A 24,168-nucleotide genomic window follows, 5' to 3' on the forward strand; every position below is an offset into this window, starting at 1 on the left:
GGAGTGCGCCACGCACCCGCGCGAAGCAATGACAGACGGGGAAGAGCATGCGTTCAGGGGCTTCAGCACCGCTCGCGCTGGCCGATACCGGGCACGGCATCCAGGCGTTCGCGCGGCGCCAGGTCGGGCGGCTGGTCGGAGCCGGACTGTTCGTGCTGGCCGCCTTCGGTGTCGCCAGCCTTGCCACCTGGAACGTCGCCGATCCGAGCTTCTCCCATGCGACGAACAACACCGTTACCAATGCCATGGGCTATGCAGGTGCTGTGTTCTCCGATCTTGCCATGCAGTTCTTTGGCCTGGCCGCCGTCGCGGCACTGGTTCCGACCGTCATCTGGGGCTTCCTGCTGTTTTCAGCGCGCGGCGTCGACAGGCTGCCCAGGCGCGGGCTGTCCTGGTTCGGTTTCGCGCTGCTGGCCGCGGCCATGGCGGGCTGCGTAGTGCCGCCCAAGACCTGGCCGCTGCCCACCGGCCTCGGCGGCGTGTTCGGCGACATGGTGCTGAAAATCCCCGGCGTTGTCATCGGCGGCTATCCAACCGGGCTGTTCGCCAGCATCATCGCCATCTTGCTGGCCGCACCGGCGCTGTGGCTCTTCGCCCACGGCTCGGCGCTGATCGGACGCAAGAACGGCTTCGCCGTGATGGAGGACGAGCCTGCCGCCGATCCGCGCGAGGACGACCTTTTGTTCGACAATGACGAGGATGAGGGCGACGAGGGCATCCTGGCACTCGGCGCGATCACCCACTGGTGGCTGTCGCTGCGCGCCTGGATGCACCGCCGCGCCGCGCGCCGCAGGCAGGAGCGCGACGAGTACGAGCCGGAGATGGAGCAGCGCTCCACGGCCTGGCGGCGCGCCGCCGAACGGGTCGAATCGGCCGAGTTCGCCGAATCGCGGATGAGCCAGGATGGCCGAGCTCGCGTCGAGCCTGAATTCTTCGCCGCAATGGTCAACGACCGCAACATTTCCGTCGATCCGGACGATGACGATATCTTCGGCGATCGCTTCGACAATGACGGCGAAGATGCCGATCTCGACGATGAGCCCGTCATGCGACGCCGCGCGGCCCCGACGGCCAAGGTCCAGCAGTTCCGCTCCGATGCCGCCACCCGCGTCGAGGCGCCGGCGCCGCGTCCGGCTCCGGGTGCCCGCGTCCAGCGTGAGGCGCAGACATCGCTGATCGGCTCGGAAAAATTCGAAATGCCGTCGCTGCATTTCCTGTCCGAACCGAAGAACGTGGTGCGCGACGCCAGCCTGTCCAAGGACGCGCTGGAGCAGAATGCGCGCCTGCTTGAGGGCGTACTGGAGGATTTCGGCGTGAAGGGCGAGATCATCGCCGTCCGTCCCGGTCCGGTCGTCACGCTTTACGAACTCGAACCGGCGCCCGGCATCAAATCGTCGCGGGTCATCGGCCTGTCCGACGACATCGCCCGCTCGATGAGCGCCATCGCCTGCCGCGTCGCCGTGGTGCCCGGCCGCAACGCCATCGGCATCGAACTGCCGAACGCCAAGCGCGAAACGGTCTATCTCAGGGAGATCCTGGCCAGCCGTGACTTCGAGACGACGAAGGCCAAGCTGGCATTGGCGCTGGGCAAGACCATCAATGGCGAGGCGGTCATCGTCGACATCGCCAAGATGCCGCACGTGCTGGTCGCCGGCACCACCGGCTCGGGCAAATCGGTCGCCATCAACACGATGATCCTGTCGCTCCTCTACCGGCTGACGCCGCAGGATTGCCGGCTGATCATGATCGATCCGAAGATGCTGGAACTCTCGGTCTATGACGGCATCCCGCATCTGCTCACGCCCGTGGTCACCGATCCGAAGAAGGCGGTGGTGGCGCTGAAATGGACCGTGCGCGAGATGGAGGACCGCTACCGCAAGATGTCGAAGGTCGGTGTGCGCAACATCGACGGTTTCAACGCCCGTGTGCAGCAAGCCGACAAGAAGGGCGAGAAGATCTCGCGCACCGTGCAGACCGGCTTCGACCGCCAGACCGGCGAGGCGATCTACGAGACCGAAAACCTCGATCTTGAGCCGATGCCCTACATCGTCGTCATCATCGACGAGATGGCCGACCTGATGATGGTCGCCGGCAAGGACATCGAGGGTGCGGTGCAACGCCTGGCGCAGATGGCACGCGCCGCCGGCATCCATGTCATCATGGCGACGCAGCGCCCATCGGTCGACGTCATCACCGGCACCATCAAGGCCAATTTCCCGACCCGCATCTCCTTCCAGGTGACGTCGAAGATCGACAGCCGCACCATTCTGGGCGAGCAGGGCGCCGAACAGCTGCTCGGCATGGGCGACATGCTCTACATGGCCGGCGGTGGCCGTATCCAGCGCGTGCACGGCCCGTTCGTCGCCGATGAAGAGGTCGAGAAGATCGTCGCGCATCTGAAGCTGCAGGGCGTGCCGGAATATCTCGACGCCATCACCGAGGACGATGGCGAGGACGACGACGAGCCGTCGGGCAAGGGCGGTTCCGGTGGTGGTGGCGGCAACAGCAATTTCGAGGATTCCGATGATCCTTACGATCAGGCGGTTTCCGTGGTGCTGCGCGACGGCAAGGCTTCCACCAGCTATATCCAGCGACGGCTCGGCATCGGTTACAACCGCGCCGCCTCGATCATCGAGAAGATGGAGAAGGAAGGTATCGTCGGCCCGGCCAACCACGCCGGCAAGCGCGAGATCCTGGTGCCGACCGAAGAGGACAAGTTCTGACCAGACGGCCCGACCCTTTGACATCTTCCGTCTGGCAACCTTGAGGCGTTCAAGGCGTTGAAGCGAATGAGGGGCGGCCGACCCGCCAAACTTCAGCCCAACTGGGGGTCCAAGCACTAGGGCAACTCAGGAATCAGATGAGAGTGACCGACATGAAAAACGATCCTTCAACGCTCGGCAATTTTGCCCCCACGCGGCGCCAGTTGCTCGGCCTCGGGCTGGCGTTTGCAGGGGCGGCAGCCTTCAACGTGATACCCGGCTTCCAGTTGCTGGCTTCGGCGCAGGCCGCCGTGCCGCCTGCCGCACAGAAGATCGCCGACCATTTTTCCTCGGTCAAATCGATGAGCGGCGAATTCGTGCAGTTCGGCCCCAAGGGCGAGCAGACCGGCGGCAAGTTCTTCCTCGAACGGCCGGGCAAGATCCGCTTCAATTATGACGGTTCCTCGAATTTCCGGGTGATCTCGGACGGCAAGTCGGTGGTCATCCTGAACAAGAAGCTGAACACATCGGATCTCTATCCGTTGGCGAAGACACCGCTGAAGCTGCTGCTCGATGACAAGATCGACCTCACAGGCGACCGTGTCAAAAGCGTCAAGCAGGAGGATGACCTCACCACCATCCAGCTCGCCGACAAATCGGTGTTCGGCAATTCGAAGATCACGATGATGTTCGATCCCAAATCCTACGAGCTGCGCCAGTGGACGATCACCGACGCACAGGGCAAGGACACGACGGTGATGATCTTCAACGTCAAGGAAGGCGTAAGTTTCGCCGCCGATACCTTCGCCATCGACTACACCGCGAATCGCGAAGTCAACACCAAGTCGCGCTAGCCTTTCATTGGCTGTGGAAAGTCGCGGGCTGTGCCTTGTCTGGCTCAGCCCGGCTTGTCTTTGCGGCTCGCGGCTGGCAGTTTCCCGGACTGACTCCGTCAAAAGGCGTCTTCCCCGTCAGGGCCCATCGGTTCTGGCTGGCCGTACGCTGCCCTGGATTGCCAAATGCCCTTTTCCATCGCCACCTGGAACATAAACTCCGTTCGCCTGCGCATGCCGATCGTCGAACGCCTGCTTGTCGAGCACGCGCCTGATGTGCTCTGCCTGCAGGAAACGAAGGTTCCAGACGAGCTTTTTCCCGAAAAAGCGTTCCGCAAGCTCGGCTACGAGCACATCGCCTTCCACGGCCAGAAGGGCTATCACGGTGTCGCGACGGTGGCGCGGCGACCGATCGAGGTGGTCGAGAAGCGCCGCTTCTGCGAGATCGAGGACAGCCGGCACCTGTCGGTGACGGTGCGGGCCGGCGGCAAGGCGATCCTGCTGCACAATTTCTACGTTCCGGCGGGCGGCGACGAACCGGATCCCGTCATCAACAGGAAGTTCAAGCACAAACTCGATTTCGTTGCCGAGATGAATGCCATCCGTGCCGAGCATGACGAGGTGTCCGGCTCTGTGCTGGTCGGCGACCTCAACATCGCCCCGCTCGAACACGACGTGTGGTCGCACAAGCAGCTGCTCAACGTGGTCAGCCACACGCCGGTCGAGACGGAAAATTTCGAGGCGATGCGGCTGGCCGGCAACTGGGTGGATCTGATGCGGCTCAACGTGCCGCATGAGCAGAAGCTCTATACTTGGTGGAGCTATCGCGCACAGGACTGGGAAGCCTCGGACCGCGGCCGGAGGCTCGACCATGTCTGGTCGTCGCCAAACCTTGTGCCTGATTTTACCGGCTACGAGATCCTGCGCCTGGCGCGCGGTTGGGAGCGTCCGTCGGACCATGTGCCCGTCATCGCGCGGTTCGATCTCGATTAGGCTGTGTTGATATTCAGGTGATGCCGGCCTGACCTGAATCTCAACACACCTTGAAGCCTTCCTGGGATCGCTCCCAAAGCTGCGTCGCGACCAGGCGGTTCAAACGGCGCGTTTCAAGTCTTCGTCTGTGTGCTTGTCGTTGTCCAAAGACTGCTGCGCAGGCAGGCATCCTGCCTTGTCAGCGCCATCCAGCAGATAGGGATGGTCGCGGCGGCGCACCGCCAACATCCCGCGAGCCGCTTCGATGATTTTCGGCGCCGGGACATTGGCGACCAGGCCAGCTGGACTTGCATAGCGCGCCTCAACCACGTCCACGTTGTTCGAAAGTGGCCGCCAACGCCGCATGTTGGCGCCGCCACTGACGATAACCATCGGCGTCATCACCGTAGCCATGAGATGTGCCGTACCGCCTTCGGCGCCAATGTAGAGATCGGCAAACTCTCCAAGCGCCAGCAGAATATCGCTGACGTCGACATCCTCCACCGTGCCGGAATCGACAAGCTGCAACTTCGGCACGCGCTGAATCAGTTCAGCCACGTCGGGGCCATCACCGGGCGTTTTCACATAGATAAGGTTTGCCCCGTCGGCGATCATACTGTCGGATATCGCGACAATTTGATCCGCTGTCATTCGTTTGTCGCCATCGCCATGCGCCGCAATGACGATCAATGGGCCATGCCTGCCGCCGGCCAGGCGCACGGCCGCCGCCCGTGCGGCCGGGGTGGGCTCAAGCCTATGATCGAAAGGCAGCCGTCTCCCCGCAAGACGCTCGACAAGGCGGTGGCAGCGCCATGCATTGTGCTCGGGGCGTGCTTCGGGTTTTCGGTCAGGAGGCAAGGACAGAGCGAAGGCCGGAAAGTTCGCTTCATAGGCAATCCCGCGCCCGAGCAGCGAAGCCCAGGTCCGAATCAGCCAAGGCGCCACGATGCGGAAATCGACAACGGCCACCCGCTCCTTGCCCTTGCGGTGGCTGGCCACCAGATGCGCCAGCGGTGTGCGTACATTGATGGCATTGACCAGATGGTCGACATGGCGATTGAGCACATGCTCGAGGGTCGATGCCCTGGTGGTTCCGTATACGATGAAACTATCGGGAAATGCCGTTCTGGCGGCCCGCAAAGCCGGGACCCGGATCAATCCATCGCCGAACGCGTCGTTCCGGGAATACAGGATAATCGTCTCGTAGCGAGCTGGCAGCATGCCGCGCTCCCCCCAAGGAGCTTGGTGGTGGCGGTGCCTGCTATTGCCCGCCGTCGAGGTTCTGTAGGATTTCACCCCTTGCCTGTCAACGGAACCTCGCCCATCAGGTGTTGGCAGAGCGAGATGACCAACACGTCGCGCTTTAGGCCTTGTCTTCAAGCATGTCGTTCTCCCAAAACCGCCAAACACTTTTGGGCGATATGCATCAGCCGGAGAAGCGTGGCGCCAGTTCCTGGATGCGGCGGATCATCGCCTGAAATTCCTCGGAGATGCGCTGGTGCAGCTTGACAGCGATCTCCGGGTATTCTTCCAGGATGCGACGGAACATCTTGCGGCTGAGCCGTATCACTTCCGAATCGATTTCGGCCGACGCGCTGGTCAGCCGGTTCGTGTCGGCGATCAATGCCAGTTCGCTCAGGATCGTGCCGGGGCCGGCCGTGCCTATCGGGATGCGTTCGCCATTCTGCTCTCGATAGAGCACGATGCGTCCGCTGACCACGATATAGGCAGAATCGGCCTCGTCGTCCTCGCGGTAAAGCTTGTGGTTGGCGAGCAGAACGGTGTTTTCGGCGCCGAAGGCGAGCAGGCGCAACTGTTCCTGCGTGAAGCCCTCGAAGAGCCTCACGGCGGACAGGATGCGGATGTCGTCATCCAGCGCCATCTAGCTGTGTCCCCGAACGGTCAGTCCAGTCCCTCCTCTGCGGTACGATCCAAAACCCCCTCCAACTGGATCGTACCCGAAAGCGGCCCCGCCCGATCGCTCATTGGATAATGAAATGTTTAAGGAACCAGCTTGTAGCCGCCGCTTTCTGTCACAAGAATTTCCGCATTGGAAGGATCGCGCTCGATCTTCTGGCGCAGCCGGTAGACATGGGTTTCCAGCGTGTGCGTGGTGACGCCGGAATTGTAGCCCCACACCTCCTCGAGCAGCACGTCGCGCGTCACCACCTTCTGGTCGGCGCGATAGAGATACTTGATGATCGAGGCCTCCTTCTCCGTCAGCCGCACCTTGCCGCCGCGCGGGTCGATCAGCAGTTTCTGGCTCGGCTTGAAGGTGTAGGGCCCGACCGAGAAGGTGGCGTCCTCGCTCTGTTCATGCTGGCGCAGTTGGGCACGGATGCGCGCCAGCAGCACGGCGAAGCGGAACGGCTTGGTCACATAGTCGTTGGCGCCGGCTTCGAGACCAAGGATGGTATCGGAATCGGTGTCGTGCCCGGTCAGCATGATGATGGGCGCCTTGTAGCCGCCCTTGCGCAGGATCTTCACCGCTTCGCGGCCATCCATGTCGGGCAAGCCGACATCCATGATGAGCAGATCGATGAGGCCTCCGCGCGCCGTGGCTACGCCTTTTGCCGCAGTCGATTCCTGCAGCACGTCGAATTCCTCGTAGAGGGACAATTGCTCGACCAGTGTGCCGCGCAGGTCGTCATCATCGTCGACGATTAGAATGGTGCGTGAAGTCATGGATCAATCCGTTGTTTTGAAAAGAAAATTCAGTTGACCGCTGCCTGTTTATGCGGAAGCTGACCGACACAACAGCCGATCACAGTGATTTGTTCCGTGGCACGATCATACAAGAAAAAACGCGATCGCAATGCAGCCGGCGCAATTTTGCGAAAAGGGCTGCGCGTGCTGACCGTGCGGGCAAGGCCCGGCAATCCAAGCCAGGGCCTGCTGCAGGCTGGCAGAACGGTGTTTGCCTGTGCTTTGGGACGTGGCGGCATCTCGGCCGACAAGCGCGAAGGCGACGGCGCCACGCCCCTTGGCCACATGCGGATCCTGTCGGGGTATTTCCGGGGAGATCAGTTCTCCAGCGGCCGCAGGACCCGTCTGGCGATGACGCCGATCGGGCCTGACCTGGGCTGGTGCGAAGTGCCCGACGACCGCAACTATAACAGGCCGGTCAGGATTCCCTATGGCGCCAGCCATGAACGCATGCGACGCGACGACCGGCTCTATGACGCCTGCCTGGTGCTCGACTGGAACATGGCGCCACGCCGGCGTGGGCGCGGCAGCGCCATCTTCTTCCATTTGGCGCGCCCCGGCTTCACACCGACTCAAGGGTGCGTGGCGGTGACGGCGCAAACGATGGCGCGGCTGCTGCCGTTGTTGTCGGACAGGACCGTGATGAAGGTGGTTAGATAGTAGGGGAGTAGGGGAGTAGGGGAGTAGGGATAAGCCTCTGCGTAGCCTTGGTTTTTCCTATTCTCCTACTGACTACTCCCCTATTCCCTTCCTGCGTGGCTTCTGCCAGCCGATGTCGAGCAGGCCCAACCGGCCAAGCTCCCTGTCCATCGCGCGGGCGACGTCACGGCGCTCGGCGCCGATGTCGCGTAGCTGGCGATCGGAGAGATCCTCGACGTCCTGGTGGGCGACATCTTGGTGGGCGAGGCGTACGGCGACCCTGGCATGACGAAGCCAGTCAAGCACCGCGCGCAGCCAGACCGGCGTGGACGCTGGTGGGTTCAAAACGGTGACGGACATGATGTGCTCGGTTTCTCCGGATATCAAATCCGGCTTGATAGTGTTTCGATGAAAACATCATGCTGCATTGAAAATTAAATGAGAAACGAGTAGTTCTTTCGAGATCATCAAGTTTTATTTGAGGATAGCATGTCCCGCCTGCTGCCTGGAACCAGAGCGCTGAGGACACTGGAAGCCGCCGCCCGGCACCTCAACTTCACCCGTGCCGCAGACGAACTCGGCCTGACGCCGGCTGCCGTCAGCCATCAGATCAAGGAAATCGAGGATCAGTTGGGCATCGTGCTGTTCACGCGCACCAGCCGCACCATTCGGCTGACGGCGGCTGGCACCGTGCTGTTCGAGGCCTCGATCGATGCGCTCGACCTGCTTGGCCGGGCCGTGTCGCGGGCGCGCAAGCTGACGCGCGGCACGGCACTGCTGAAGGTAACGCTCGACGCGCAGTTCGCGTCAAAATGGCTGATGCGGCGCGTCGACGATTTTCGCCGGCGTCAGCCCAATATCGAGCTCAGGTTCGACATCGCCTACGAAGTGCGGGATTTCGACCTCGACGACGTCGATGTCGGCATCCGGTTCGGCGTCGGGAAGTACCCGGGCCTTCGCGCCCATCGCCTGTTCGACAACATCATCATTCCGGTGTGCAGCCCGGGCCTGCTGACCTCCGGTCCGCCGCTACGCGAGCCGCGCGATCTCTTCAATCACACGCTTGCCCATATCGAATGGGCGCGACAAGGCGTGACATGGCCGAACTGGCGGATGTGGATGGCGGCGGCCGGCATCAACGATTTCGACGACAGCCGGACCATCGTGTTCAGAAACTCCACCGACGCCGTTCAGGCGGCGATCGAGGGCAATGCCGTCGCGCTCGCCGATTTCGCCATGGTGGCAAACGACCTCTCCGAAGGCAGGCTGGTGCAGCCTTTTGAGCTCGGCCTGCGGGTGGGGGCCGAGTTCGCCTATTTCCTGGTCTACCCCGAGAGCACCGGCGACGACCCGCGCATCGTCGCCTTTCGCGAATGGATTCTCGAGGAAGTCACCAAAACGCAAACCATTTAACCGCTTACCGGGCTTTGTGGCCGAGGATCATCCGGGTGTATTTTTCCCAGTTCCATTTCAGACGCCTGTAGAAAAGCGGATAGTTTTTCCCGCCAATGGACGTCTGGAACGTTCCGTTGTGGGTTCCTTGTTCGACAATCGGCCGTTCGAACCACAGCATTTCAATTCCAAGTTCGTCGTCCATCTGTTCGATCTGGTGATCGATCACTTTGGATATCCGGTTCTGGGCGACCCAGGCGCAACGGGCTTCGGCAACCGGGCGCGTGATGAGATAGGAATCGGTGCATCTGCCATGCCGTGCCGGGTAAAGCCTGCGCCCTTTGCGCAATTTCCAGCTCGGCGTGTAGTAGTTGCCGCCATTGCCAAGAGAGATGACGGCCTTGCGTAAGGGATCGCCGAATTCGGCCAGCCCTTGCCGGAACTTGGCGTTAAAGTCGCGGGCAAGGAACACGTCGTCCTCGAAAACCAGGCAATAGGGCAGGTCGGTCTCGAGGAAGTCGCGCCAGATGCCGACGTGCTTCAGCGACAGCGAGACGCCCGCCGGGTGGACAAAGCCGGGGGCGATCAATTCATCGCGAATCTCCGGGGTGACGTCCGGCTGGTCCCAATCGGTGTAGAAGTAAACCGGCACTCCGCGCCGCTCGAACTCGCTGACGATGTGCCGGCGCCGGTCCTCGTAGCCTTGTTTGACATGGCAGACCCGGGTGAACACCAGTTCGCGAGGAAATCCGGAATCGTCTGCCAGCATCAAAGCACCGTCTCAGCTTGCTGCCGCACCGAACCAGCCGATCACCGCACCGATGATGAGCAGCACGCCGAGCCAGTGGCCGCCGTCGATGAGGGTCAGGTCCCAGCCGAAATTCTCATAGCGATGGTTGACCGAGAGCGTCGTGGCGACGAAGCCCAGCCAAAGCACGAAACCGAAGACAAGTCCGGCGAGCCATGTCGGCTCGCCGCCGGTCATCGCGCCGACGACCAGGGCCATTATGTAGGCCATGACCAGTTCGGCGATGAAGCTGATGACGAAGGGCAGCGGCGACTTTTTCATTGTTGCCGGATCAAGCTTGGCGGCCTTCAGCCACGGCTTGCTCAGGCCCATGTACCAGGCGGCGCCGAACAACCATGCCACGACGGCGGCGGCGATCACCGCCAGCCAGTTCACTGCTTCAAAATCCATGAATAGCCCCCTCCGATGCGGATTGATGGAACGCCTGTTCGGCGATGGCGTCAAGCAAACCGCCAGACGGTGGTGCGCTTGACCAGCGAATCCTCCAGTGCCCTGGTGACCGCCACTTCATAGACCGCCAGGGGTTCCAGCCCCGCCTTCGGCATATACGACCGGCCGGGATCGCCGACGAGGATATCCGCGCCGCGCGCCTTCAGCTTTGCGAACCATGGCATCAGCCGGTCGGCGAAGGATTTGTCGTAGAAAACATCGCCAGCCAGGATCACGTCCCAGCCCGCATCGGTGCCGATGCAATCCGTACCGAGGAATTCGATCCCGACGCCGTTGGCTTGCGCATTGAGACGGATCGCGGTCACGCAGAACGGATCGATGTCGGTGGCGATCACCTCGGCAGCACCTGCCTTGGCGGCGGCGATGGCGACAAGGCCGGAGCCGGAAGCGAAATCAAGCACGCGCTTTCCCCGCACCGTGTCGGGATTGTCGATGACATAGCGGGCAAGGCCCTGGCCGCCGGCCCAGGCAAAGGCCCAGAAGGGTGGCGGCAGGCCGATCTCGACCAGTTCGTCCTCGGTCCGCTGCCACAAATCGTGCGCTTCATCGGCAAGATGAAGCGCAATCTCCGGCACATGCGGCGGCGCCATCAGCGCCGTGTTGTCGAGGATGAATTGTTTCGCGCTGTCCGGCGTCAGCGCCGTCACGGGGCAGGTGTCAAGCCGCCCATGCGGCAGACTTCCTTCCATTCGGCCGGCGTCACCGGCTGCACGGAAAGCCGCCCGAGCCGCACCAGCGCCATTTCGGCAAGCTTCGGATTGGCCTTGACCTGTTCCAGCGTCGGCGGGTTCGGCACATCCTTGAAGGCGCGGATGTCGACGCATTCCCAGCGCGGATCGTCTGATGTGGTGTCGGGATGGGCAAGCGCGCAGACTTCGGCAATGCCGACCACGTTCAGCCCCTCATTGGAATGGTAGAAGAAGCCGAGATCGCCGATCTGCATCGCCTTCATGTTGTTGCGCGCGGCATAGTTGCGCACGCCATCCCATTGCGTGCCGGCCTTGCCCTTCGCCTTCAGCGCCTCGAAGGAGAAGACCGAGGGTTCGGATTTGAACAGCCAGTAGTTCATTCTTTTGCTCCTCCTTGCGCTCGCTCGCCAGCGACCACGATTTAACTAGCCGCCGGCTTGTTGAACGTCCAGTTCCACTGGCGGATTTCGACGCTTTCGAACAGCCCGGCCTTGGCGTACGGATCGGCAGCGGACAGGGCCTGTGCCCCGGCCAAATCCGGCGCCTCGACGACCACGAGGCTGCCATTGGGCTTGCCTTCGGCATCGAGGAACGGACCGGCGAAAGCCAGCTTCTTGTCGCCGTTCAACCCTTCGAGAAAGGCAACATGCTCGGGCCGCGTGTCGAGGCGTACCTGCAGGCTTCCGGGCTTGTCCTTGCAAATCAACGCAAACAGCATGGTCTTTCTCCTGGTCGTGGGATCAATGTCTTGGGGATCAATCGTTGGTTTCGGTCTTCAGCGGCCGGGTCATCAAGGCCGTCACAGCCTGCCGGATGGTGATAGTGCCGTCCAGTATGGCGGCGACGGCGGCGATGATCGGCGCATCGATGTCGCGCTCGGTGGCGATGCGGGCGGCTATGGCCGCCGTCGGCACACCCTCGGCCAGCGGCAATCCGGCAAGCGGCTTGCCTTGCCCGAGCGCCAGCCCATAGGCGAAATTGCGCGATTGGGTCGATGAGCAGGTGAGCAGCAGGTCACCAAGGCCGGAAAGCCCCATCAGCGTTTCGGGCCGGGCGCCGAAGGCGGCACCGATGCGCCGCAGTTCGACAAAGCCGCGCGTCACCATGGCGGCCTGGGCGCTGGCGCCGAGCCCGGCGCCGGTGACCGCGCCGGCGGCAATGGCGAAGACGTTCTTCAAGGCGCCGCCGATCTCGACGCCGATCAGGTCGTCACTCGAATAGCAGCGCAGATTCTCCGCCGAAAAGCGGGCAGCGAGGTCTGCGGCCAGGGCCTCGTCGCGGGCGGCGACCACCACGGCTGTCGGCAGGCCGCGGGCGACATCGGTGGCGAAGCTCGGACCTGACAGAGCGGCGACCGGATTTCGCGGCAGAATCTCCTCGACAATCGCCGACAGCAAGGCGCCGGTGTCGCGCTCGATGCCCTTGGCGCAGAGAACGAGCGGGATGCCGGCGGGCATATGGACTTTGGCGGCCGCCAGCGTTGCCCGCAGCGATTGCGCCGGCGTCACCGCCAGCACACAATTGGCCCCGGTGAGTGCTGCCTCGATGTCGCTCGTCGCCTCGATGCCGGGCACGATGGCGATGCCGGGCAGATAACGCGGATTCTCGCCCCAGCCGATCGCGGCGACGGTGTCCGGGTCGCGCGCGAACAGCCGCACCGAATGGCCGGCGCGCAGCATGGCCAGTGCCAGTGCCGTGCCCCAGGCGCCGCCGCCAAGCACGCTGACGCGCCAGCCACTTTTTTCCTGCACGCTCATGTCCCGATCAGTCATGCCTTGGCTCCGCGCCGGCCGGAGCCGACCATCGGCGTCGAGATGCTGTCCAGCGGCCAGCGCGAGCGCGGCACGAAGTCGAAGCCGTTCTCTTGCGCCATGCCTTCACGCAGCCGTTCGATGCCGGCCCAGGCGATCATCGCCGCATTGTCGGTGCAAAGTTTGAGCGGCGGCGCGACGAAGGCGAAACCGGCCTCCGCGCACTGCCGCTCCAGCGTTGCCTTGATGGTGCGGTTGGCGGCGACGCCGCCGGCCACCACCAGCGCCGGATTTTTGGTGCCGGGAAATGTTTCCCGAAAGCGCGCCAGCGCGCGCGCGACACGGTCGGCCAGCGCATCGGCCACGGCCGCCTGGAATGAGGCGCAGATGTCGGCGACATCCTGGTCGCTCAGCGGAGCAATGGCGGTTGCGGCTTGGCGCACGGCGGTCTTGAGGCCGGAAAAGGAGAAGTCGGGCTGGGCCGAGCCCTTCATCGGACGCGGAAAGGCAAAGCGCGACGCGTCGCCGGTTTGGGCCGCCTTTTCGACATTCGGTCCACCGGGATAGGGCAGGCCAAGCATCTTGGCCGTCTTGTCGAAGGCCTCGCCGAGCGCGTCGTCGATGGTGGTTGCCCAGCGCTGATAGTCACCGACGCCGCGCACGGCGAGAATCTGCGTGTGGCCGCCGGAGACCAGCAGCAGCAGATAGGGAAAATTGAGCCCGTCGGTCAGCCGGGCGGTCAAGGCATGACCTTCGAGGTGGTTGATGGCGATCAGCGGCTTGTTCGCCGCCGCGGCGATCGCCTTGGCGGTCATCAACCCGACAATCAGCCCGCCGACCAGACCGGGGCCGGCAGTGGCGGCAATCGCATCGATATCGGCAAGTTCCGTGCCCGAATCGGCGAGAGCCGCCTCGACGATGCCGTCCAGCGCCTCGACATGCGCGCGCGCCGCGATCTCCGGCACGACGCCGCCGAATGCGGCATGTTCCTCGACCTGGCTGAGCACGATGTTGGACAGGATTCTTGGCGCGCCATCGCCGTCCAGCGCCACAACGCTGGCGGCGGTCTCGTCACAACTCGTCTCGATGCCCAGAACGCGGATCAATTCGTCGCTGTCCCAACAGATTGTATGTCAGGGCTTTCCGCTTTAGGAGGAAGCCCGGAAAAACCTCGCTGGCCGGGGGTTATCACGGACTGCATGCCATGCAAACAATCTTGAGAATCGGAACACGCGGCAGCCCCTTGGCGCTGGCACAGGCCCAGGAAACGCAGGCGCGGCTGATGGCCGCGCACGGCATGCCGGTGGAGGCGTTCGAGATCGTCGTCATCTCGACCAGCGGCGATCGCATCCAGGACCGGCCGCTATCGGAAGCGGGCGGCAAGGGCCTGTTCACCAAGGAGATCGAGGAGGCGCTGCTGGCGGGCGGGATCGACATCGCCGTGCATTCTTCGAAGGACATGCCGACGCAGCTGCCCGACGGTCTAGAACTCAGCGCCTTCCTGCCGCGCGAGGACGCGCGCGACGCCTTTGTCGGCAAGGCGGCGAAGACCATCGCCGCGCTGCCGCGAGGGGCGAAGGTGGGCTCGTCGTCGCTGCGGCGGCAGGCGCTGATCCGCAGGATGCGGCCGGATCTCGACGTGGTGATGTTCCGCGGCAATGTGCAGACGCGCCTGCGCAAGCTCGACGAAGGCGTCGCCGCCGGCACCATCCTCGCCTATGCCGGGCTGAAGCGGCTCGGGCTCGAACATGTCGTCACCGACCTGATACCGCTCGACAGCTTCCCGCCGGCGCCAGGGCAAGGCGCGATCGGCATCGAGACCCGCATCGGCGATCGCGATGTCGAAAAGATGCTGGTTGCCATCCATGATGTGCCGACCGGCCAGGCGCTCGCCTGTGAACGCGCCTTTCTTGCGGCACTCGATGGTTCATGCCGCACGCCGATTGCCGGCTACGCGGCGATCGTGGCCGGAAAGCTGTCTTTCGCCGGGCTGATCATCTCGCCTGACGGCACGCAGTCGCACTCGGTCGAGCTGCAGGGATCGGCACAGGATGCCGCCCGTGTCGGCCATGAAGCCGCCTTGACGGTGCGCGCCAAGGCCGGCGAAAAGTTCTTCGACGGCTGGCTCTGAAATGCTTCGCGTCCTGGTGACGAGACCGGAACCGGGTGCTTCCCGTACTGCGCAGCGGCTTCAGGACATAGGGTTCCGGTCGGTCCTTCTGCCATTGACCGAAACGGTGGCTTTGCCGGTCGATGCCAAACTGCTTCCAGGCGATGCCATCGCCGTTGCCGTCACCAGCACCAATGCCGTGCGCCACGCTCCAAAAGGGATCATAGCAAGGCTTGCCGGTCTGCCCTGCTATGCCGTCGGCAAAAGGACGGCGGATGCCGCGCGCGAAGCGGGTTTTTCGTCCGTTAGCGAAGGTCCGGGCAACGCCGAAGCGCTTGCCGACAGTCTTGCTGGTGATTTCTCCGGGAATGCCATCGTCTATCTCTGTGGACGCGTGCGGTTTCCGGTGTTCGAACAAGAGCTCAAGACGGCAGGCGTTCAGGTCCATGCCGCCGAGACATATGACACGCTCGCGGTGGGTTATTCGGACGAAGCCATCCTCAAGCGTCTGTCCGGCCAGCCCGCCGATGTGGTGCTGCTCTATTCGGCCAAGGCCGCCGCCGCGATGCGGGCTCTGGCCGGCCGGCCCGCTCTGCAAAAACTCTTTGAAAAAGCAAGGTTTTTCGTTCTTTCCGAGCGCATCGCGGCAACCCTCGACGATACCGCCGGGGAAAGAATCCGCGTTGCCGCACAGCCGGATGAGGAAGCGCTGCTGGCACTTTTGCGGGCGCGGCTCTGACCCGCGTCATCACACCGCCCCTTTTCACCGCTTGGTGATGTGCTAGACCCTTTCTGAACCATCATGCGCCGCCAGGCGTTGAGACGAAGCGAATTGTGCGGAGCCCAAGGCATGGTCAAGACGCCGAAGATGCGACACTCGAAAAGCCGCCGCGAGCCGGTGACCATCGATCTCGAACCCGGCGCCGTCTCGCGCGTCGTCGACGAGGATGCCGCCAAGCCACAGGCCGGTGCCGAAGCGGCACCTGAGGAGGCCGCCTCGCAAGCCGAGATCCCCGAAGAACCGGTGCATGCCGACCAGACCGATCTCGAGCCGTGGGAGCATGCCGACGCCCAGGCCGAATCGGAGCAGACAGCGGCTGCGGCAGCCAGGGATGGCACCGAAGCTGAATCTTCCTATCCCGGACCGTCCGATGCGCCGGCCAGCAAAACCAGAGCCTTCGACTACAATTTCGAGGATGCATTGGCCAAGCGCACCCAGGCCGACGACAGCAAGGCAAGAACCGAGACACGGGACGAAAGAGTGGCGCCAACACCTCCGGCAAAACGCGGCGGCCTCAACGGCATCGCCGCCGGCATCATTGGCGGTGTCATCGCGCTGGTCGGCGCCGGTGGGCTGCAATTCGCCGGCCTGCTCGGCGCGCCGGGATCCGGTTCCGGCGTCTCGCTCGACGGTGTCAACAGCGAGATCGCGGCGCTGAAGAGCGAAATCGCCGGCTTGAAAGAAACGGGCGGCAACGCCGACGCGTCGGCCAAGGTGGATGGACTGTCGGCGGCGCTCGATCAGGTCAAGACGGACGTTGCGGCGCTGAAATCGGCGGTCGAATCCGGTGGAGCTGGCGACAACGCCGGGCTCGCGGCGCTTGGCGACAAGGTCAAGCAGATCGAAACGGCGGTCGCCGCCCTCGGCAAGGCTGGCGGTACGGCGCCGGTCGATCTCGGCCCGCTCAACGAAAAGCTGGCTGCTCTCGATGCCCTGGTGAAGTCGGCCGGCGAGGCGACGACGGCGCAGGATGGCCGGCTCACGGCACTGGAGCAGTCGGTGTCGCAGCTTTCCGGCAAGGTCGAGGCGGCGGCAGGACAGCCGAAGATCGCGCTGGCCATCGCCGCGTCGGCGCTCAAGGCGGCGCTCGAGCGTGGCGCGCCGTTCTCTGCCGAGCTCGAAACCTTTGCCGCGATTTCGCCGGACGCGCCGCAGCTCGCGGCGCTGCGCGCCTATGCCGAAAAAGGCGTCCCGACCCGCACCGAGATCGCATCGCAGGCGGATACCGCCGCCAATGCCATGGTCGCCGCGGCGACGCCCGTCGATGAGAATGCCGGCTTCCTGCAGAACCTTTTGTCGAGCGCGGAATCGCTGGTCAAGGTCCGGCCGATCGGTGCCGTTGAAGGTGCCGGTGCGCCGGAAACCGTCGCGCGCATGGAGGTGGCGGTCAAACAGGGCGACTATGCCAAGGCGCTCAGCGAGTATGATACGCTGCCCGAAGCGGTGAAGGCGGCCGGTGCCGACTTTGCCGGCAAACTGAAAGCACGCATCGAGGTCGAAACCCAGGTCGACGCGCTGATCTCCGGCGCGATGAAGGCATGAGGGCAACACCATGATCCGCCTGTTGGCCTTCCTCATCGTCGTTTTCGCGCTCGGACTGGGCTTTGCCTGGCTGGCTGACCGGCCGGGCGACATGGTCGTCACCTTCAACGGCTACCAGTACCAGGTCAGCCTGATGGTGGCGGCGGTGGCCGTGGTTGCCGTGGTCGCCGCGGTGATGATCCTGTGGTGGCTGGTCAAGTCGCTGTGGAACAGCCCCTACACCATCTCGCGCTATTTCCGCGTGCGCCGCCGCGACCGTGGCTATCAGGCGCTGTCGACCGGCATGATCGCGGCCGGCGCCGGCGACGGCGCGCTGGCCCGCAAGAAGACCAAGGAAGCGGCCAAGCTGATCCGCTCCGACCAGGAGCCGCTGATCCATCTGCTCGAGGCGCAGGCGTCGCTGCTCGAAGGCGATCATGAAGGCGCGCGGCAGAAATTCGAGAGCATGCTCGACGATCCCGAAATGCGGCTGCTCGGCCTGCGTGGGCTCTATCTCGAAGCCGAACGGCTCGGCGACCGCAACGCCGCCCGGCACTATGCCGGCCGCGCGGCCGTGATGGCGCCGCAACTGGCCTGGGCGGCCGAATCGACGCTGGAAGAATTGACCACGCGCGGCGACTGGGACGGCGCGCTGAAACTGGTCGACGCGCAGAAGTCGACACGCCAGATCGAGCGCGACGCCGCCAACCGCCGCCGCGCCGTGCTGTTGACCGCCAAGGCGCAGGCGCTGGCCGACAGCGATCCCGCTGCCGCCAGAACCGCGGCGATCGAGGCCAACCGGCTGCAGCCGGACTTCGCGCCCGCCGCCGTCGCTGCCGCGGCTGCGCTGTTCAAGCAGAACGATGTGCGCAAGGGCTCAAAAATCCTCGAGGCGGCGTGGAAGGCCGAGCCGCATCCGGAGATCGCCGAGCTCTACACCCATGCACGGCCGGGTGACGCGGTGCTCGACCGCCTCAACCGGGCGAAGAAGCTGCAGGAGCTGAAGAAGAACCATCCCGAGTCGTCGATGACGGTGGCGCGTGCGGCGCTCGACGCGCTCGATTTTTCGACCGCGCGCCGTGAGGCCGAGGCGGCGATCCGGATGGACCGCCGCGAGGGCGCCTATCTGCTGCTGGCGGACATCGAGGAGGCCGAGACCGGCGACCAGGGCAAGGTGCGGCAGCTGCTGTCGAGGGCGGTGCGGGCGCCGCGCGATCCGGCCTGGGTCGCTGATGGCGTCGTTTCCGAGCGCTGGGCGCCGGTATCGCCGATCACCGGCCGGCTCGACGCGTTCGAGTGGCGCGCGCCGATGGAGCGGCTTGGCCAACTGATCGACAGCCATGACGATGCCCCGGCCGTCGCCGTGCCGGTCATCGAAGCGCTGGCAAAGCCGGCGAGCGAGAGGCCCGTCGAGGTGATCGATGACACTGGCCAAGGCGCGCCCACAGGCAAGGACGCCGAGCGCCACGAGGATGATGTCCGGCCGATAACGGCGGCGGCCTTCGCAGCGGTGCCGACTGACGCGGAAGCCGTCGAGCCGGCCGAGGAGCATGCGCGGCTGCCGGACGATCCCGGCGTCGATCCGGACGAGGAAGCGGAAAAATCGTCGCGCCGGTTCCGGCTGTTTTGAATTGGGCCGGCCGTCAGGCCCCCTCTAACTCAAGCAGATAGAGCATGATGTCGTCCGAAAACCGCTTCACACTTTTCGGCATCATGCTCTAAGGAATGGATCTATGTTTGAACGCGTTCTGTCGTTTCTCAGGGATTTGCCGGCCGCCGCCGGCGCGCATGCCAGCACCGATGATCCGCGCATCGCGGCTTCGGCGCTCCTCTATCACGTCATGAATGCCGATGGCGTGCGCCAGGATGTCGAGTGGGAGCGGTTCAAGGCAGTGCTGGCCGAGAGCTACTCGATCAGCGGCGCCGAACTCGAAGCGCTCGTCGCCGCCGGCGAGCGGGCCGACAATGAGGCGATCGATCTCTATGCCTTTACCAGTGTCTTGAAGCGCCACCTCGACGCCGATGCACGCAAGGCCTTCATCGGGCTGATGTGGGAGATCGTCTATGCCGATGGCGAGCTGCACGAGCTGGAGGACAACACGGTCTGGCGCGTCGCCGAACTGATCGGCGTCGAACGCCGCGATCGCGTCGAGGCGCGCCGCAAGGCGGCGGCGCACGCACCCGATGCCACCGGAACATCGAGCGACGAATAGACGGGATTCCGCCTGCCCATGCCGCGCCAAACGAGTTCGAAACCAAAGATCCTGATCGTGCTGCATCAGGAGAATTCGAGCCCCGGACGCGTCGGCCACATGCTCCTGGAAGAGGGCTTCGATCTCGACATCCGCCGGCCGCCGCTTGGCGATACCTTGCCGGAAACGCTGGACGGCCACGCCGGCACGGTGGTGTTCGGTGGGCCGATGAGCGCCAATGACGAGGACGAGTTCGTCCGCCGCGAGACCAGCTGGCTGGAAATACCGCTCAGGGAGAACCGGCCGTTCCTCGGCATCTGCCTTGGCGCGCAGATGCTGGTCAACCATCTCGGCGGCAGGGTCGAGGGTCATGGCGAAGGGCTGGTCGAGATCGGCTGGTACCCGCTGAAGGCGACCGAAGCCGGCAAGAAACTGATGCACTGGCCGGAGATGGTCTACCAGTTCCATCGCGAGGGCTTTTCGCTGCCCAGGGACGCGACGCTGCTGGCGACGGCCGAGACCTATCCCAACCAGGCCTTCCGCTATGGCGACAATGCCTGGGGCATCCAGTTCCACGGCGAACTGACCAGGGTGATGATGCAGCGCTGGGTGGTGCGCGGCGCGCATCGCTTCGAATTGCCGGGCGCGCAGCCCGGCCGCGACCATCTCGGCGGCCGGCTGATCTGGGACATGCATCTCAAGCGCTGGCTGGACGAGTTCCTGCGGATGATTTTCGGCAAGCCGGTGATGCGATAAGGGTCAGAGCCGTTCATCGTTTCACGGAAGCGCCAAACCGCTCTATCTCTTTGCTTGACGCAATTCCGGACGGAAAACCGCTTCACACTTTTCCTGGAATTGCTTCAATTTCGCCCGTTGAGGTGGCGCACCTTGCGCAGTTGCGGGAACAGCACCATCCAGAGGCCGGCGACGGCGATGGCGCCGATGCCGCCGACCACGACGGCCGGGACCGTACCGATCAACGCCGCCATGGTGCCGGCGCGGAATTCGCCGACTTCGTTGGAGGCGCCGACGAAGACCTGGTTGACGGCATTGACGCGGCCACGCACATGGTCGGGCGTCCACAGCTGGATCAAGGTCTCCCTGATGTAGACGCTGAACATGTCGGTGGCGCCGAGGAAGGCGAGTGCGACGATCGACAGCCAGGTGATCGTCGACAGGCCGAACAGTACGGTGAAGGCACCGAACGAAGCAGCGGAGGCTAGCATTATCATGCCCGCGTGGTTGCGGAGCGGATGGCCGGCCAGCCAGATGGCGACGCAGATGGCGCCGACGCTGGGCGCTGAGCGCAGCAGGCCGAGCCCCCAAGGGCCGAGCTGGAGGATGTCGCGCGCGTAGATCGGCAGCAGCGCCGAGGCGCCCGACAAAAGCACCGCGAACAGATCGAGCGAGATGGCGCCCAGCACGATCTTCTCGCTCCAGATATAGCTGAACCCACCGAACAGGTTCTGCAGCGTCGGCTTCTCGGTCTCGGTGCGTTGCGAAGGTTTCGGGATGGTGAAGATCAGCAGCCCGGAGGCCAGCATCAGCACGGCCGCGGTGCCATAGGCCACTTCCGCCGACACGCCATAGAGCAGGCCGCCGGCGACCGGGCCGACGATGGTCGCCGTCTGCCAGGCCGACGAATTCCAGGCGATGGCGTTGGCGAAATCCTCTGGCGGCACCAGATTGGCGAACAGCGAGGCCGAGGCCGGGCCGAAGAAGGCGCGGGCGACGCCGAACATGGCGAGCACGGCGAAGATCGGCAGCGGTCCGCTGATGCCGTGCAGTGTCAGAAACAGCAGCGCCAGTGCGCACATCGCCTCCACCACCACCGCCAGCGCCATGATCAGGCGGCGGCCGAAGCGGTCGGCGACGACGCCGGTGACCAGCACCAGCAACAGCGACGGCAGGAACTGGACGATGCCGACCAGGCCAAGATCGAGGGGATCGCGGGTCAGGTCGTACATCTGCCAGCCGACCGCGACGGACACGATCATGGTGGCGAATGTGGTGAGGAAACGCGCCGCCCAATAGCTCAGGAAGGAGCGGTGGCGGAACGCGGCATAGCGCTGGTCCGGCGACGTTTGTGCGGCAGTCATGGATCGAGGCCCCGTTGCGATGGTATTGGAGCGACGTGCGTCCAATTGGACGCACAAAGTACGCTCCAACACTGTTTGGTTGTCGCATCGTGCTTTTCCGAAAATCGGAACCGATTTTCGGGCCCATGCGATAGCCGGCGGGGCACTTCCCGGATGGGCGCTGTTCCGGCCAAGGGAACTTCTAACAAAGTTCGCTGCGCGATGTGCGCCAAAATCAGCACTGGATCAAGAAATTTCTGCGCCAAGGCAAGCCCTGGAGAGAGCCTCATACGCTGCTCAGCGCTTCTGTACCCGTTTCAACTTCGAGCCGATGCTGTTCGATGCCTTCGACCGATCCGGCCGGCCCATCTACCACACCAACGTCATGATGTGCGTCGGTACCGAGCTCTGCCTCATCGGCCTCGCCAGCATCATCTCGGATCGCCGGCGGGCCGAAGTCCGTGAACGACTGGAAGCGGGAGGGCGCACGGTAATCGACCTGACGCACGAGCAGATCGAGGCGTTCGCGGGCAACGCTCTCGAACTCCAGGGGCGCGGCGGTCGCCTGCTGGCGATCTCATCGCGGGCAATGCGGTCGCTGCGAGCTGACCAGATCGCTGCCATCGAGCGCTGCATTGCCCCGCTCAGCCTCGACATTCCGACCATCGAGCTCGCCGGCGGCTCGGTCCGTTGCATGCTGGCAGGAATCCATCTGGCGCAACGCTGAACCAGGAGTCCGCAGGAGAGCGCCCCGCGGAAAAATCCAGACACCGCGACTGCGCTCAGTCCCGCAGCGCGGCCGAGATGGCGTCGAGGCCACCGCTTAACTCGGCTTCCGTCGGCCAGCCAAATCCGACGCGGAAGAAGCGCTTCTCCATTTCGAACCAGTGGCCGGGTCCGACATAGGTGCCATGGTTTTCCAGCAGGTTCACGTAGAACCGGTCGAGGTCGAAGCCGGGATCGACATTCAGGCGCGGAAAGCCGACGACGCCGCCTTGTGGCCGCACCCAGTCGACCAGCGGCTCACGCTCGATCCAGGCCTGGACGATGTCGCGACGCCTGGCCATTTCGGGCAGCAGTGTCGCCAGGAACGCGTCCCGGCGCTCAAGCATACCACGCGCGATGCCTTCGTCGATGACGCTGCCGCAAATGCCGATCTGCTCCTTGGCGGCGAGGAACTTCCTGAAGCTCTGCATCCCTGGTGATCAGCCAGCCGATGCGGATGCCGGGAATGCCGAAGGCCTTGGACAGCGACGAGACGCTGATTGCCTTCGGGCTCAGCGACGCAGCCGACGGCAGGCGCTTGCCATAGGAGAGGTCGCGATAGGTCTCGTCGACCAGCAAATGGCAGTTGCGGCTTTCGGCAAGCGCCACCAGCGCGTCGAGTTCGGCTCGGCCCATCATCGTGCCGGTCGGGTTGTGCGGGCAGGTGACGCTGATCAGCCTGGTGTTCGGCTGGATCGCCGCCGCGACCTGGCCGACATCGATGGCGAAGCCGTCCTCGAAGGCCAGGTCGACAAAGCTGATGGTGCAGCCGATCGCCCTTGGGGTCTCGATGTTGGTGGCGTAGTTGGGCCTGATGACGACCAAATGATCGCTCGCCGACAAAAGCGAAGTCGAGATGATGAACAGCGCGCCGGCTGCCCCGGCGGTGACCAAAACATCATCGGGCGAAACGCCGGCGTCCTGCGCCGCGATCAGCGCGCGCAACGCCTTGTCGCCGCGATGCTCGCCATAGAAAAGCGTGAGGTCGGGCAAGGACAGGCCGATGTCGGAGAGTTTTTGATCGGCGATCGAACTTTCTGAGAGATTGTAGCGGATCCGGTCATAGCCGTATTCTTCCGGCGCCTCTTTCTCGATCACCATTCTGGCGTAGTTCATGGCTTCCCCCAAAGAATCCGTCCGATTCATCCAAGCCACAAAAACATGAAGCCTGCCAAGGCGGATTCGCCGGCAGGCTCCAATCAATCCATTGGCTCAGCCTCTGGGCTCAGCGCGGAATTGCCTCAGGCCGAAGCCTTGGCCTTCCTGCCCTTGACGACCGGCTTCGGGGCGGCCTTGCGGCCGAGGCCGATCGACTTCGCCAGCAGCGAACGCGAGGCGGCATAATTGGGGGCGACCATCGGATAGTCCGACGGCAAGCCCCATTTGGCGCGATAGGCGTCCGGCGTCAGGCCGAAATGCACGCCGAGGTGACGCTTCAGCGATTTGAACTTCTTGCCGTCTTCGAGGCAGATGATGAAGTCCGGTGTCACCGATTTCTTGGGGTTGACCGCCGGGACCAGCGGCGCCGCCACCGGGACCACCGGTTGGCCGAGCCCGCTTATCGAAGTGCTGACGCTGGCGATGAGGTCGGCCAGGCCGGAAACGGGCAAGCGGTTCTTCTCGACGTAAGCGGACACGATGTGAGCGGTCAACTCGAGCAGGTCGATGTCTTTACGGGCGCTGTTGCTATCGTCGGTCAATCTATTTCTCCGTCTAGCGCGAATGACCTGAAAATCGGATTCGATTCCCGGAAAGGATCATGCGCAAAATCAAAATGCT

General features: G+C 63.9%; 27 protein-coding genes. 12 read left to right on the plus strand and 15 right to left on the minus strand.

What is annotated here, in order from left to right:
• The first annotated feature begins 47 nt into the window (after positions 1–47).
• From ACFSOZ_RS05820 to ACFSOZ_RS05830, 3 genes are all read left to right on the plus strand, one after another.
• A complete protein-coding gene (locus ACFSOZ_RS05820; protein WP_379094608.1) occupies positions 48–2,723 on the plus strand; it encodes a DNA translocase FtsK in 2,676 nt (891 codons plus the stop codon).
• 152 nt (positions 2,724–2,875) lie between these two features.
• Positions 2,876–3,556 (plus strand): outer membrane lipoprotein carrier protein LolA, encoded by a 681-nt coding sequence (locus tag ACFSOZ_RS05825; RefSeq protein WP_379094981.1) that lies wholly within the window; start codon positions 2,876–2,878, stop codon positions 3,554–3,556.
• A 165-nt stretch (positions 3,557–3,721) separates the two neighbouring features.
• Positions 3,722–4,528, plus strand: coding sequence for an exodeoxyribonuclease III (locus tag ACFSOZ_RS05830; RefSeq protein WP_379094610.1), 807 nt, complete (start codon positions 3,722–3,724; stop codon positions 4,526–4,528).
• A gap of 99 nt (positions 4,529–4,627) precedes the next feature.
• On the opposite strand, the gene ACFSOZ_RS05835 is transcribed toward ACFSOZ_RS05830, so the two are convergent.
• The 3 genes from ACFSOZ_RS05835 to ACFSOZ_RS05845 form a co-directional block, all read right to left on the minus strand.
• On the minus strand, positions 4,628–5,728 hold the full coding sequence (locus tag ACFSOZ_RS05835) for a glycosyltransferase family 9 protein (protein ID WP_379094612.1): 1,101 nt from the start codon (positions 5,726–5,728) through the stop codon (positions 4,628–4,630).
• A gap of 205 nt (positions 5,729–5,933) precedes the next feature.
• Positions 5,934–6,389 (minus strand): Crp/Fnr family transcriptional regulator, encoded by a 456-nt coding sequence (locus ACFSOZ_RS05840; protein WP_379094614.1) that lies wholly within the window; start codon positions 6,387–6,389, stop codon positions 5,934–5,936.
• 119 nt (positions 6,390–6,508) lie between these two features.
• Positions 6,509–7,192 (minus strand): response regulator transcription factor, encoded by a 684-nt coding sequence (locus ACFSOZ_RS05845; RefSeq protein WP_023760937.1) that lies wholly within the window; start codon positions 7,190–7,192, stop codon positions 6,509–6,511.
• 144 nt (positions 7,193–7,336) lie between these two features.
• Here ACFSOZ_RS05845 and ACFSOZ_RS05850 point away from each other — a divergent pair, with 144 nt between their 5' ends.
• Positions 7,337–7,873 (plus strand): L,D-transpeptidase family protein, encoded by a 537-nt coding sequence (locus ACFSOZ_RS05850; protein WP_379094984.1) that lies wholly within the window; start codon positions 7,337–7,339, stop codon positions 7,871–7,873.
• Positions 7,874–7,945: 72 nt separating this feature from the next.
• Here the strand turns inward: ACFSOZ_RS05850 and ACFSOZ_RS05855 are convergent, their stop codons facing one another.
• Positions 7,946–8,212, minus strand: coding sequence for a hypothetical protein (locus tag ACFSOZ_RS05855; protein WP_379094616.1), 267 nt, complete (start codon positions 8,210–8,212; stop codon positions 7,946–7,948).
• A 129-nt stretch (positions 8,213–8,341) separates the two neighbouring features.
• Between ACFSOZ_RS05855 and gcvA the strand changes: the two genes are divergently transcribed.
• On the plus strand, positions 8,342–9,265 hold the full coding sequence (gcvA, locus tag ACFSOZ_RS05860; protein ID WP_379094618.1) for a transcriptional regulator GcvA: 924 nt from the start codon (positions 8,342–8,344) through the stop codon (positions 9,263–9,265).
• A gap of 4 nt (positions 9,266–9,269) precedes the next feature.
• Here the strand turns inward: gcvA and ACFSOZ_RS05865 are convergent, their stop codons facing one another.
• Genes ACFSOZ_RS05865 through tsaD form a run of 7 tightly spaced genes read right to left on the minus strand, consistent with a single transcriptional unit; the run spans position 9,270 to position 14,045 of the window.
• Positions 9,270–10,013: a glycosyltransferase family 25 protein gene (locus tag ACFSOZ_RS05865; protein WP_379094620.1), complete on the minus strand. Its 744-nt coding sequence runs from the start codon at positions 10,011–10,013 to the stop codon at positions 9,270–9,272.
• Between the two features lie 12 nt (positions 10,014–10,025).
• The gene (locus ACFSOZ_RS05870; RefSeq protein WP_379094622.1) at positions 10,026–10,442 is read right to left on the minus strand and encodes a DUF1761 domain-containing protein; all 417 of its coding nucleotides are present in this window, start codon (positions 10,440–10,442) and stop codon (positions 10,026–10,028) included.
• 50 nt (positions 10,443–10,492) lie between these two features.
• Entirely contained in the window at positions 10,493–11,191 is a 699-nt protein-coding gene (locus tag ACFSOZ_RS05875) for a class I SAM-dependent methyltransferase (RefSeq protein ID WP_379094624.1), read from the minus strand.
• On the minus strand, positions 11,146–11,571 hold the full coding sequence (locus tag ACFSOZ_RS05880; protein ID WP_256751992.1) for an EVE domain-containing protein: 426 nt from the start codon (positions 11,569–11,571) through the stop codon (positions 11,146–11,148). The genes ACFSOZ_RS05875 and ACFSOZ_RS05880 overlap by 46 nt, the downstream gene beginning before the upstream one ends.
• Positions 11,572–11,612: 41 nt before the next feature.
• A complete protein-coding gene (locus ACFSOZ_RS05885) occupies positions 11,613–11,909 on the minus strand; it encodes a YciI-like protein (RefSeq protein ID WP_379094626.1) in 297 nt (98 codons plus the stop codon).
• Positions 11,910–11,946: 37 nt separating this feature from the next.
• On the minus strand, positions 11,947–12,963 hold the full coding sequence (locus ACFSOZ_RS05890; RefSeq protein WP_379094628.1) for an NAD(P)H-dependent glycerol-3-phosphate dehydrogenase: 1,017 nt from the start codon (positions 12,961–12,963) through the stop codon (positions 11,947–11,949).
• Positions 12,960–14,045 (minus strand): tRNA (adenosine(37)-N6)-threonylcarbamoyltransferase complex transferase subunit TsaD, encoded by a 1,086-nt coding sequence (tsaD, locus tag ACFSOZ_RS05895; RefSeq protein ID WP_379094987.1) that lies wholly within the window; start codon positions 14,043–14,045, stop codon positions 12,960–12,962. The genes ACFSOZ_RS05890 and tsaD overlap by 4 nt, the downstream gene beginning before the upstream one ends.
• Before the next feature lie 101 nt (positions 14,046–14,146).
• Between tsaD and hemC the strand changes: the two genes are divergently transcribed.
• The 6 genes from hemC (at position 14,147) to ACFSOZ_RS05925 (ending at position 20,302) form a co-directional block, all read left to right on the plus strand.
• Complete coding sequence (gene hemC, locus ACFSOZ_RS05900; protein WP_379094630.1) at positions 14,147–15,073, plus strand: hydroxymethylbilane synthase; 927 nt, start codon at positions 14,147–14,149, stop codon at positions 15,071–15,073.
• A 1-nt stretch (position 15,074) separates the two neighbouring features.
• Positions 15,075–15,791 carry a uroporphyrinogen-III synthase gene (locus ACFSOZ_RS05905; RefSeq protein WP_379094632.1) on the plus strand — a complete coding sequence of 239 codons (717 nt, stop codon included), beginning with the start codon at positions 15,075–15,077 and terminating at the stop codon, positions 15,789–15,791.
• Between the two features lie 111 nt (positions 15,792–15,902).
• The gene (locus ACFSOZ_RS05910) at positions 15,903–17,375 is read left to right on the plus strand and encodes a COG4223 family protein (protein WP_379094634.1); all 1,473 of its coding nucleotides are present in this window, start codon (positions 15,903–15,905) and stop codon (positions 17,373–17,375) included.
• 10 nt (positions 17,376–17,385) lie between these two features.
• The gene (locus ACFSOZ_RS05915) at positions 17,386–18,984 is read left to right on the plus strand and encodes a heme biosynthesis protein HemY (protein WP_379094636.1); all 1,599 of its coding nucleotides are present in this window, start codon (positions 17,386–17,388) and stop codon (positions 18,982–18,984) included.
• Between the two features lie 103 nt (positions 18,985–19,087).
• Positions 19,088–19,567, plus strand: a complete 480-nt coding sequence (locus ACFSOZ_RS05920; protein WP_379094638.1) for a tellurite resistance TerB family protein — start codon at positions 19,088–19,090, stop codon at positions 19,565–19,567.
• A gap of 18 nt (positions 19,568–19,585) precedes the next feature.
• Complete coding sequence (locus ACFSOZ_RS05925; RefSeq protein ID WP_379094640.1) at positions 19,586–20,302, plus strand: glutamine amidotransferase; 717 nt, start codon at positions 19,586–19,588, stop codon at positions 20,300–20,302.
• 104 nt (positions 20,303–20,406) lie between these two features.
• On the opposite strand, the gene ACFSOZ_RS05930 is transcribed toward ACFSOZ_RS05925, so the two are convergent.
• Entirely contained in the window at positions 20,407–21,645 is a 1,239-nt protein-coding gene (locus tag ACFSOZ_RS05930) for an MFS transporter (protein WP_379094642.1), read from the minus strand.
• Between the two features lie 19 nt (positions 21,646–21,664).
• Here ACFSOZ_RS05930 and ACFSOZ_RS05935 point away from each other — a divergent pair, with 19 nt between their 5' ends.
• Complete coding sequence (locus tag ACFSOZ_RS05935; RefSeq protein ID WP_379094644.1) at positions 21,665–22,351, plus strand: arginine deiminase-related protein; 687 nt, start codon at positions 21,665–21,667, stop codon at positions 22,349–22,351.
• Positions 22,352–22,406: 55 nt separating this feature from the next.
• Here the strand turns inward: ACFSOZ_RS05935 and ACFSOZ_RS05940 are convergent, their stop codons facing one another.
• From ACFSOZ_RS05940 to ACFSOZ_RS05950, 3 genes are all read right to left on the minus strand, one after another.
• Entirely contained in the window at positions 22,407–22,736 is a 330-nt protein-coding gene (locus ACFSOZ_RS05940) for a PLP-dependent aminotransferase family protein (RefSeq protein WP_379094646.1), read from the minus strand.
• Positions 22,729–23,505, minus strand: coding sequence for a pyridoxal phosphate-dependent aminotransferase (locus tag ACFSOZ_RS05945; RefSeq protein WP_379094648.1), 777 nt, complete (start codon positions 23,503–23,505; stop codon positions 22,729–22,731). Before ACFSOZ_RS05945 ends, ACFSOZ_RS05940 begins: the two co-directional genes overlap by 8 nt.
• A 125-nt stretch (positions 23,506–23,630) precedes the next feature.
• Complete coding sequence (locus tag ACFSOZ_RS05950; protein WP_379094650.1) at positions 23,631–24,089, minus strand: Ros/MucR family transcriptional regulator; 459 nt, start codon at positions 24,087–24,089, stop codon at positions 23,631–23,633.
• Positions 24,090–24,168 lie beyond the last annotated feature (79 nt).

The organism is Mesorhizobium newzealandense (assembly GCF_042682145.1).
GTDB lineage: Bacteria > Pseudomonadota > Alphaproteobacteria > Rhizobiales > Rhizobiaceae > Mesorhizobium > Mesorhizobium newzealandense.

Bases quoted from the DNA above. Each gene is read 5' to 3' on its own strand.
- ACFSOZ_RS05930 (WP_379094642.1), bottom strand. From the start codon at position 21,645: ATGACTGCCGCACAAACGTCGCCGGACCAGCGCTATGCCGCGTTCCGC.
- ACFSOZ_RS05880 (WP_256751992.1), bottom strand. From the start codon at position 11,571: ATGAACTACTGGCTGTTCAAATCCGAACCCTCGGTCTTCTCCTTCGAG.
- ACFSOZ_RS05840 (WP_379094614.1), bottom strand. From the start codon at position 6,389: ATGGCGCTGGATGACGACATCCGCATCCTGTCCGCCGTGAGGCTCTTC.
- gcvA (WP_379094618.1), top strand. From the start codon at position 8,342: ATGTCCCGCCTGCTGCCTGGAACCAGAGCGCTGAGGACACTGGAAGCC.
- ACFSOZ_RS05890 (WP_379094628.1), bottom strand. From the start codon at position 12,963: ATGACTGATCGGGACATGAGCGTGCAGGAAAAAAGTGGCTGGCGCGTC.
- ACFSOZ_RS05830 (WP_379094610.1), top strand. From the start codon at position 3,722: ATGCCCTTTTCCATCGCCACCTGGAACATAAACTCCGTTCGCCTGCGC.
- ACFSOZ_RS05905 (WP_379094632.1), top strand. From the start codon at position 15,075: ATGCTTCGCGTCCTGGTGACGAGACCGGAACCGGGTGCTTCCCGTACT.
- ACFSOZ_RS05915 (WP_379094636.1), top strand. From the start codon at position 17,386: ATGATCCGCCTGTTGGCCTTCCTCATCGTCGTTTTCGCGCTCGGACTG.
- ACFSOZ_RS05935 (WP_379094644.1), top strand. From the start codon at position 21,665: ATGGTATTGGAGCGACGTGCGTCCAATTGGACGCACAAAGTACGCTCC.
- ACFSOZ_RS05845 (WP_023760937.1), bottom strand. From the start codon at position 7,192: ATGACTTCACGCACCATTCTAATCGTCGACGATGATGACGACCTGCGC.
- ACFSOZ_RS05940 (WP_379094646.1), bottom strand. From the start codon at position 22,736: ATGCTTGAGCGCCGGGACGCGTTCCTGGCGACACTGCTGCCCGAAATG.
- ACFSOZ_RS05920 (WP_379094638.1), top strand. From the start codon at position 19,088: ATGTTTGAACGCGTTCTGTCGTTTCTCAGGGATTTGCCGGCCGCCGCC.
- ACFSOZ_RS05855 (WP_379094616.1), bottom strand. From the start codon at position 8,212: ATGTCCGTCACCGTTTTGAACCCACCAGCGTCCACGCCGGTCTGGCTG.
- ACFSOZ_RS05875 (WP_379094624.1), bottom strand. From the start codon at position 11,191: ATGGAAGGAAGTCTGCCGCATGGGCGGCTTGACACCTGCCCCGTGACG.
- ACFSOZ_RS05820 (WP_379094608.1), top strand. From the start codon at position 48: ATGCGTTCAGGGGCTTCAGCACCGCTCGCGCTGGCCGATACCGGGCAC.
- ACFSOZ_RS05825 (WP_379094981.1), top strand. From the start codon at position 2,876: ATGAAAAACGATCCTTCAACGCTCGGCAATTTTGCCCCCACGCGGCGC.
- ACFSOZ_RS05885 (WP_379094626.1), bottom strand. From the start codon at position 11,909: ATGCTGTTTGCGTTGATTTGCAAGGACAAGCCCGGAAGCCTGCAGGTA.
- ACFSOZ_RS05865 (WP_379094620.1), bottom strand. From the start codon at position 10,013: ATGCTGGCAGACGATTCCGGATTTCCTCGCGAACTGGTGTTCACCCGG.
- ACFSOZ_RS05870 (WP_379094622.1), bottom strand. From the start codon at position 10,442: ATGGATTTTGAAGCAGTGAACTGGCTGGCGGTGATCGCCGCCGCCGTC.
- ACFSOZ_RS05835 (WP_379094612.1), bottom strand. From the start codon at position 5,728: ATGCTGCCAGCTCGCTACGAGACGATTATCCTGTATTCCCGGAACGAC.
- ACFSOZ_RS05910 (WP_379094634.1), top strand. From the start codon at position 15,903: ATGGTCAAGACGCCGAAGATGCGACACTCGAAAAGCCGCCGCGAGCCG.
- ACFSOZ_RS05925 (WP_379094640.1), top strand. From the start codon at position 19,586: ATGCCGCGCCAAACGAGTTCGAAACCAAAGATCCTGATCGTGCTGCAT.
- hemC (WP_379094630.1), top strand. From the start codon at position 14,147: ATGCAAACAATCTTGAGAATCGGAACACGCGGCAGCCCCTTGGCGCTG.
- ACFSOZ_RS05945 (WP_379094648.1), bottom strand. From the start codon at position 23,505: ATGAACTACGCCAGAATGGTGATCGAGAAAGAGGCGCCGGAAGAATAC.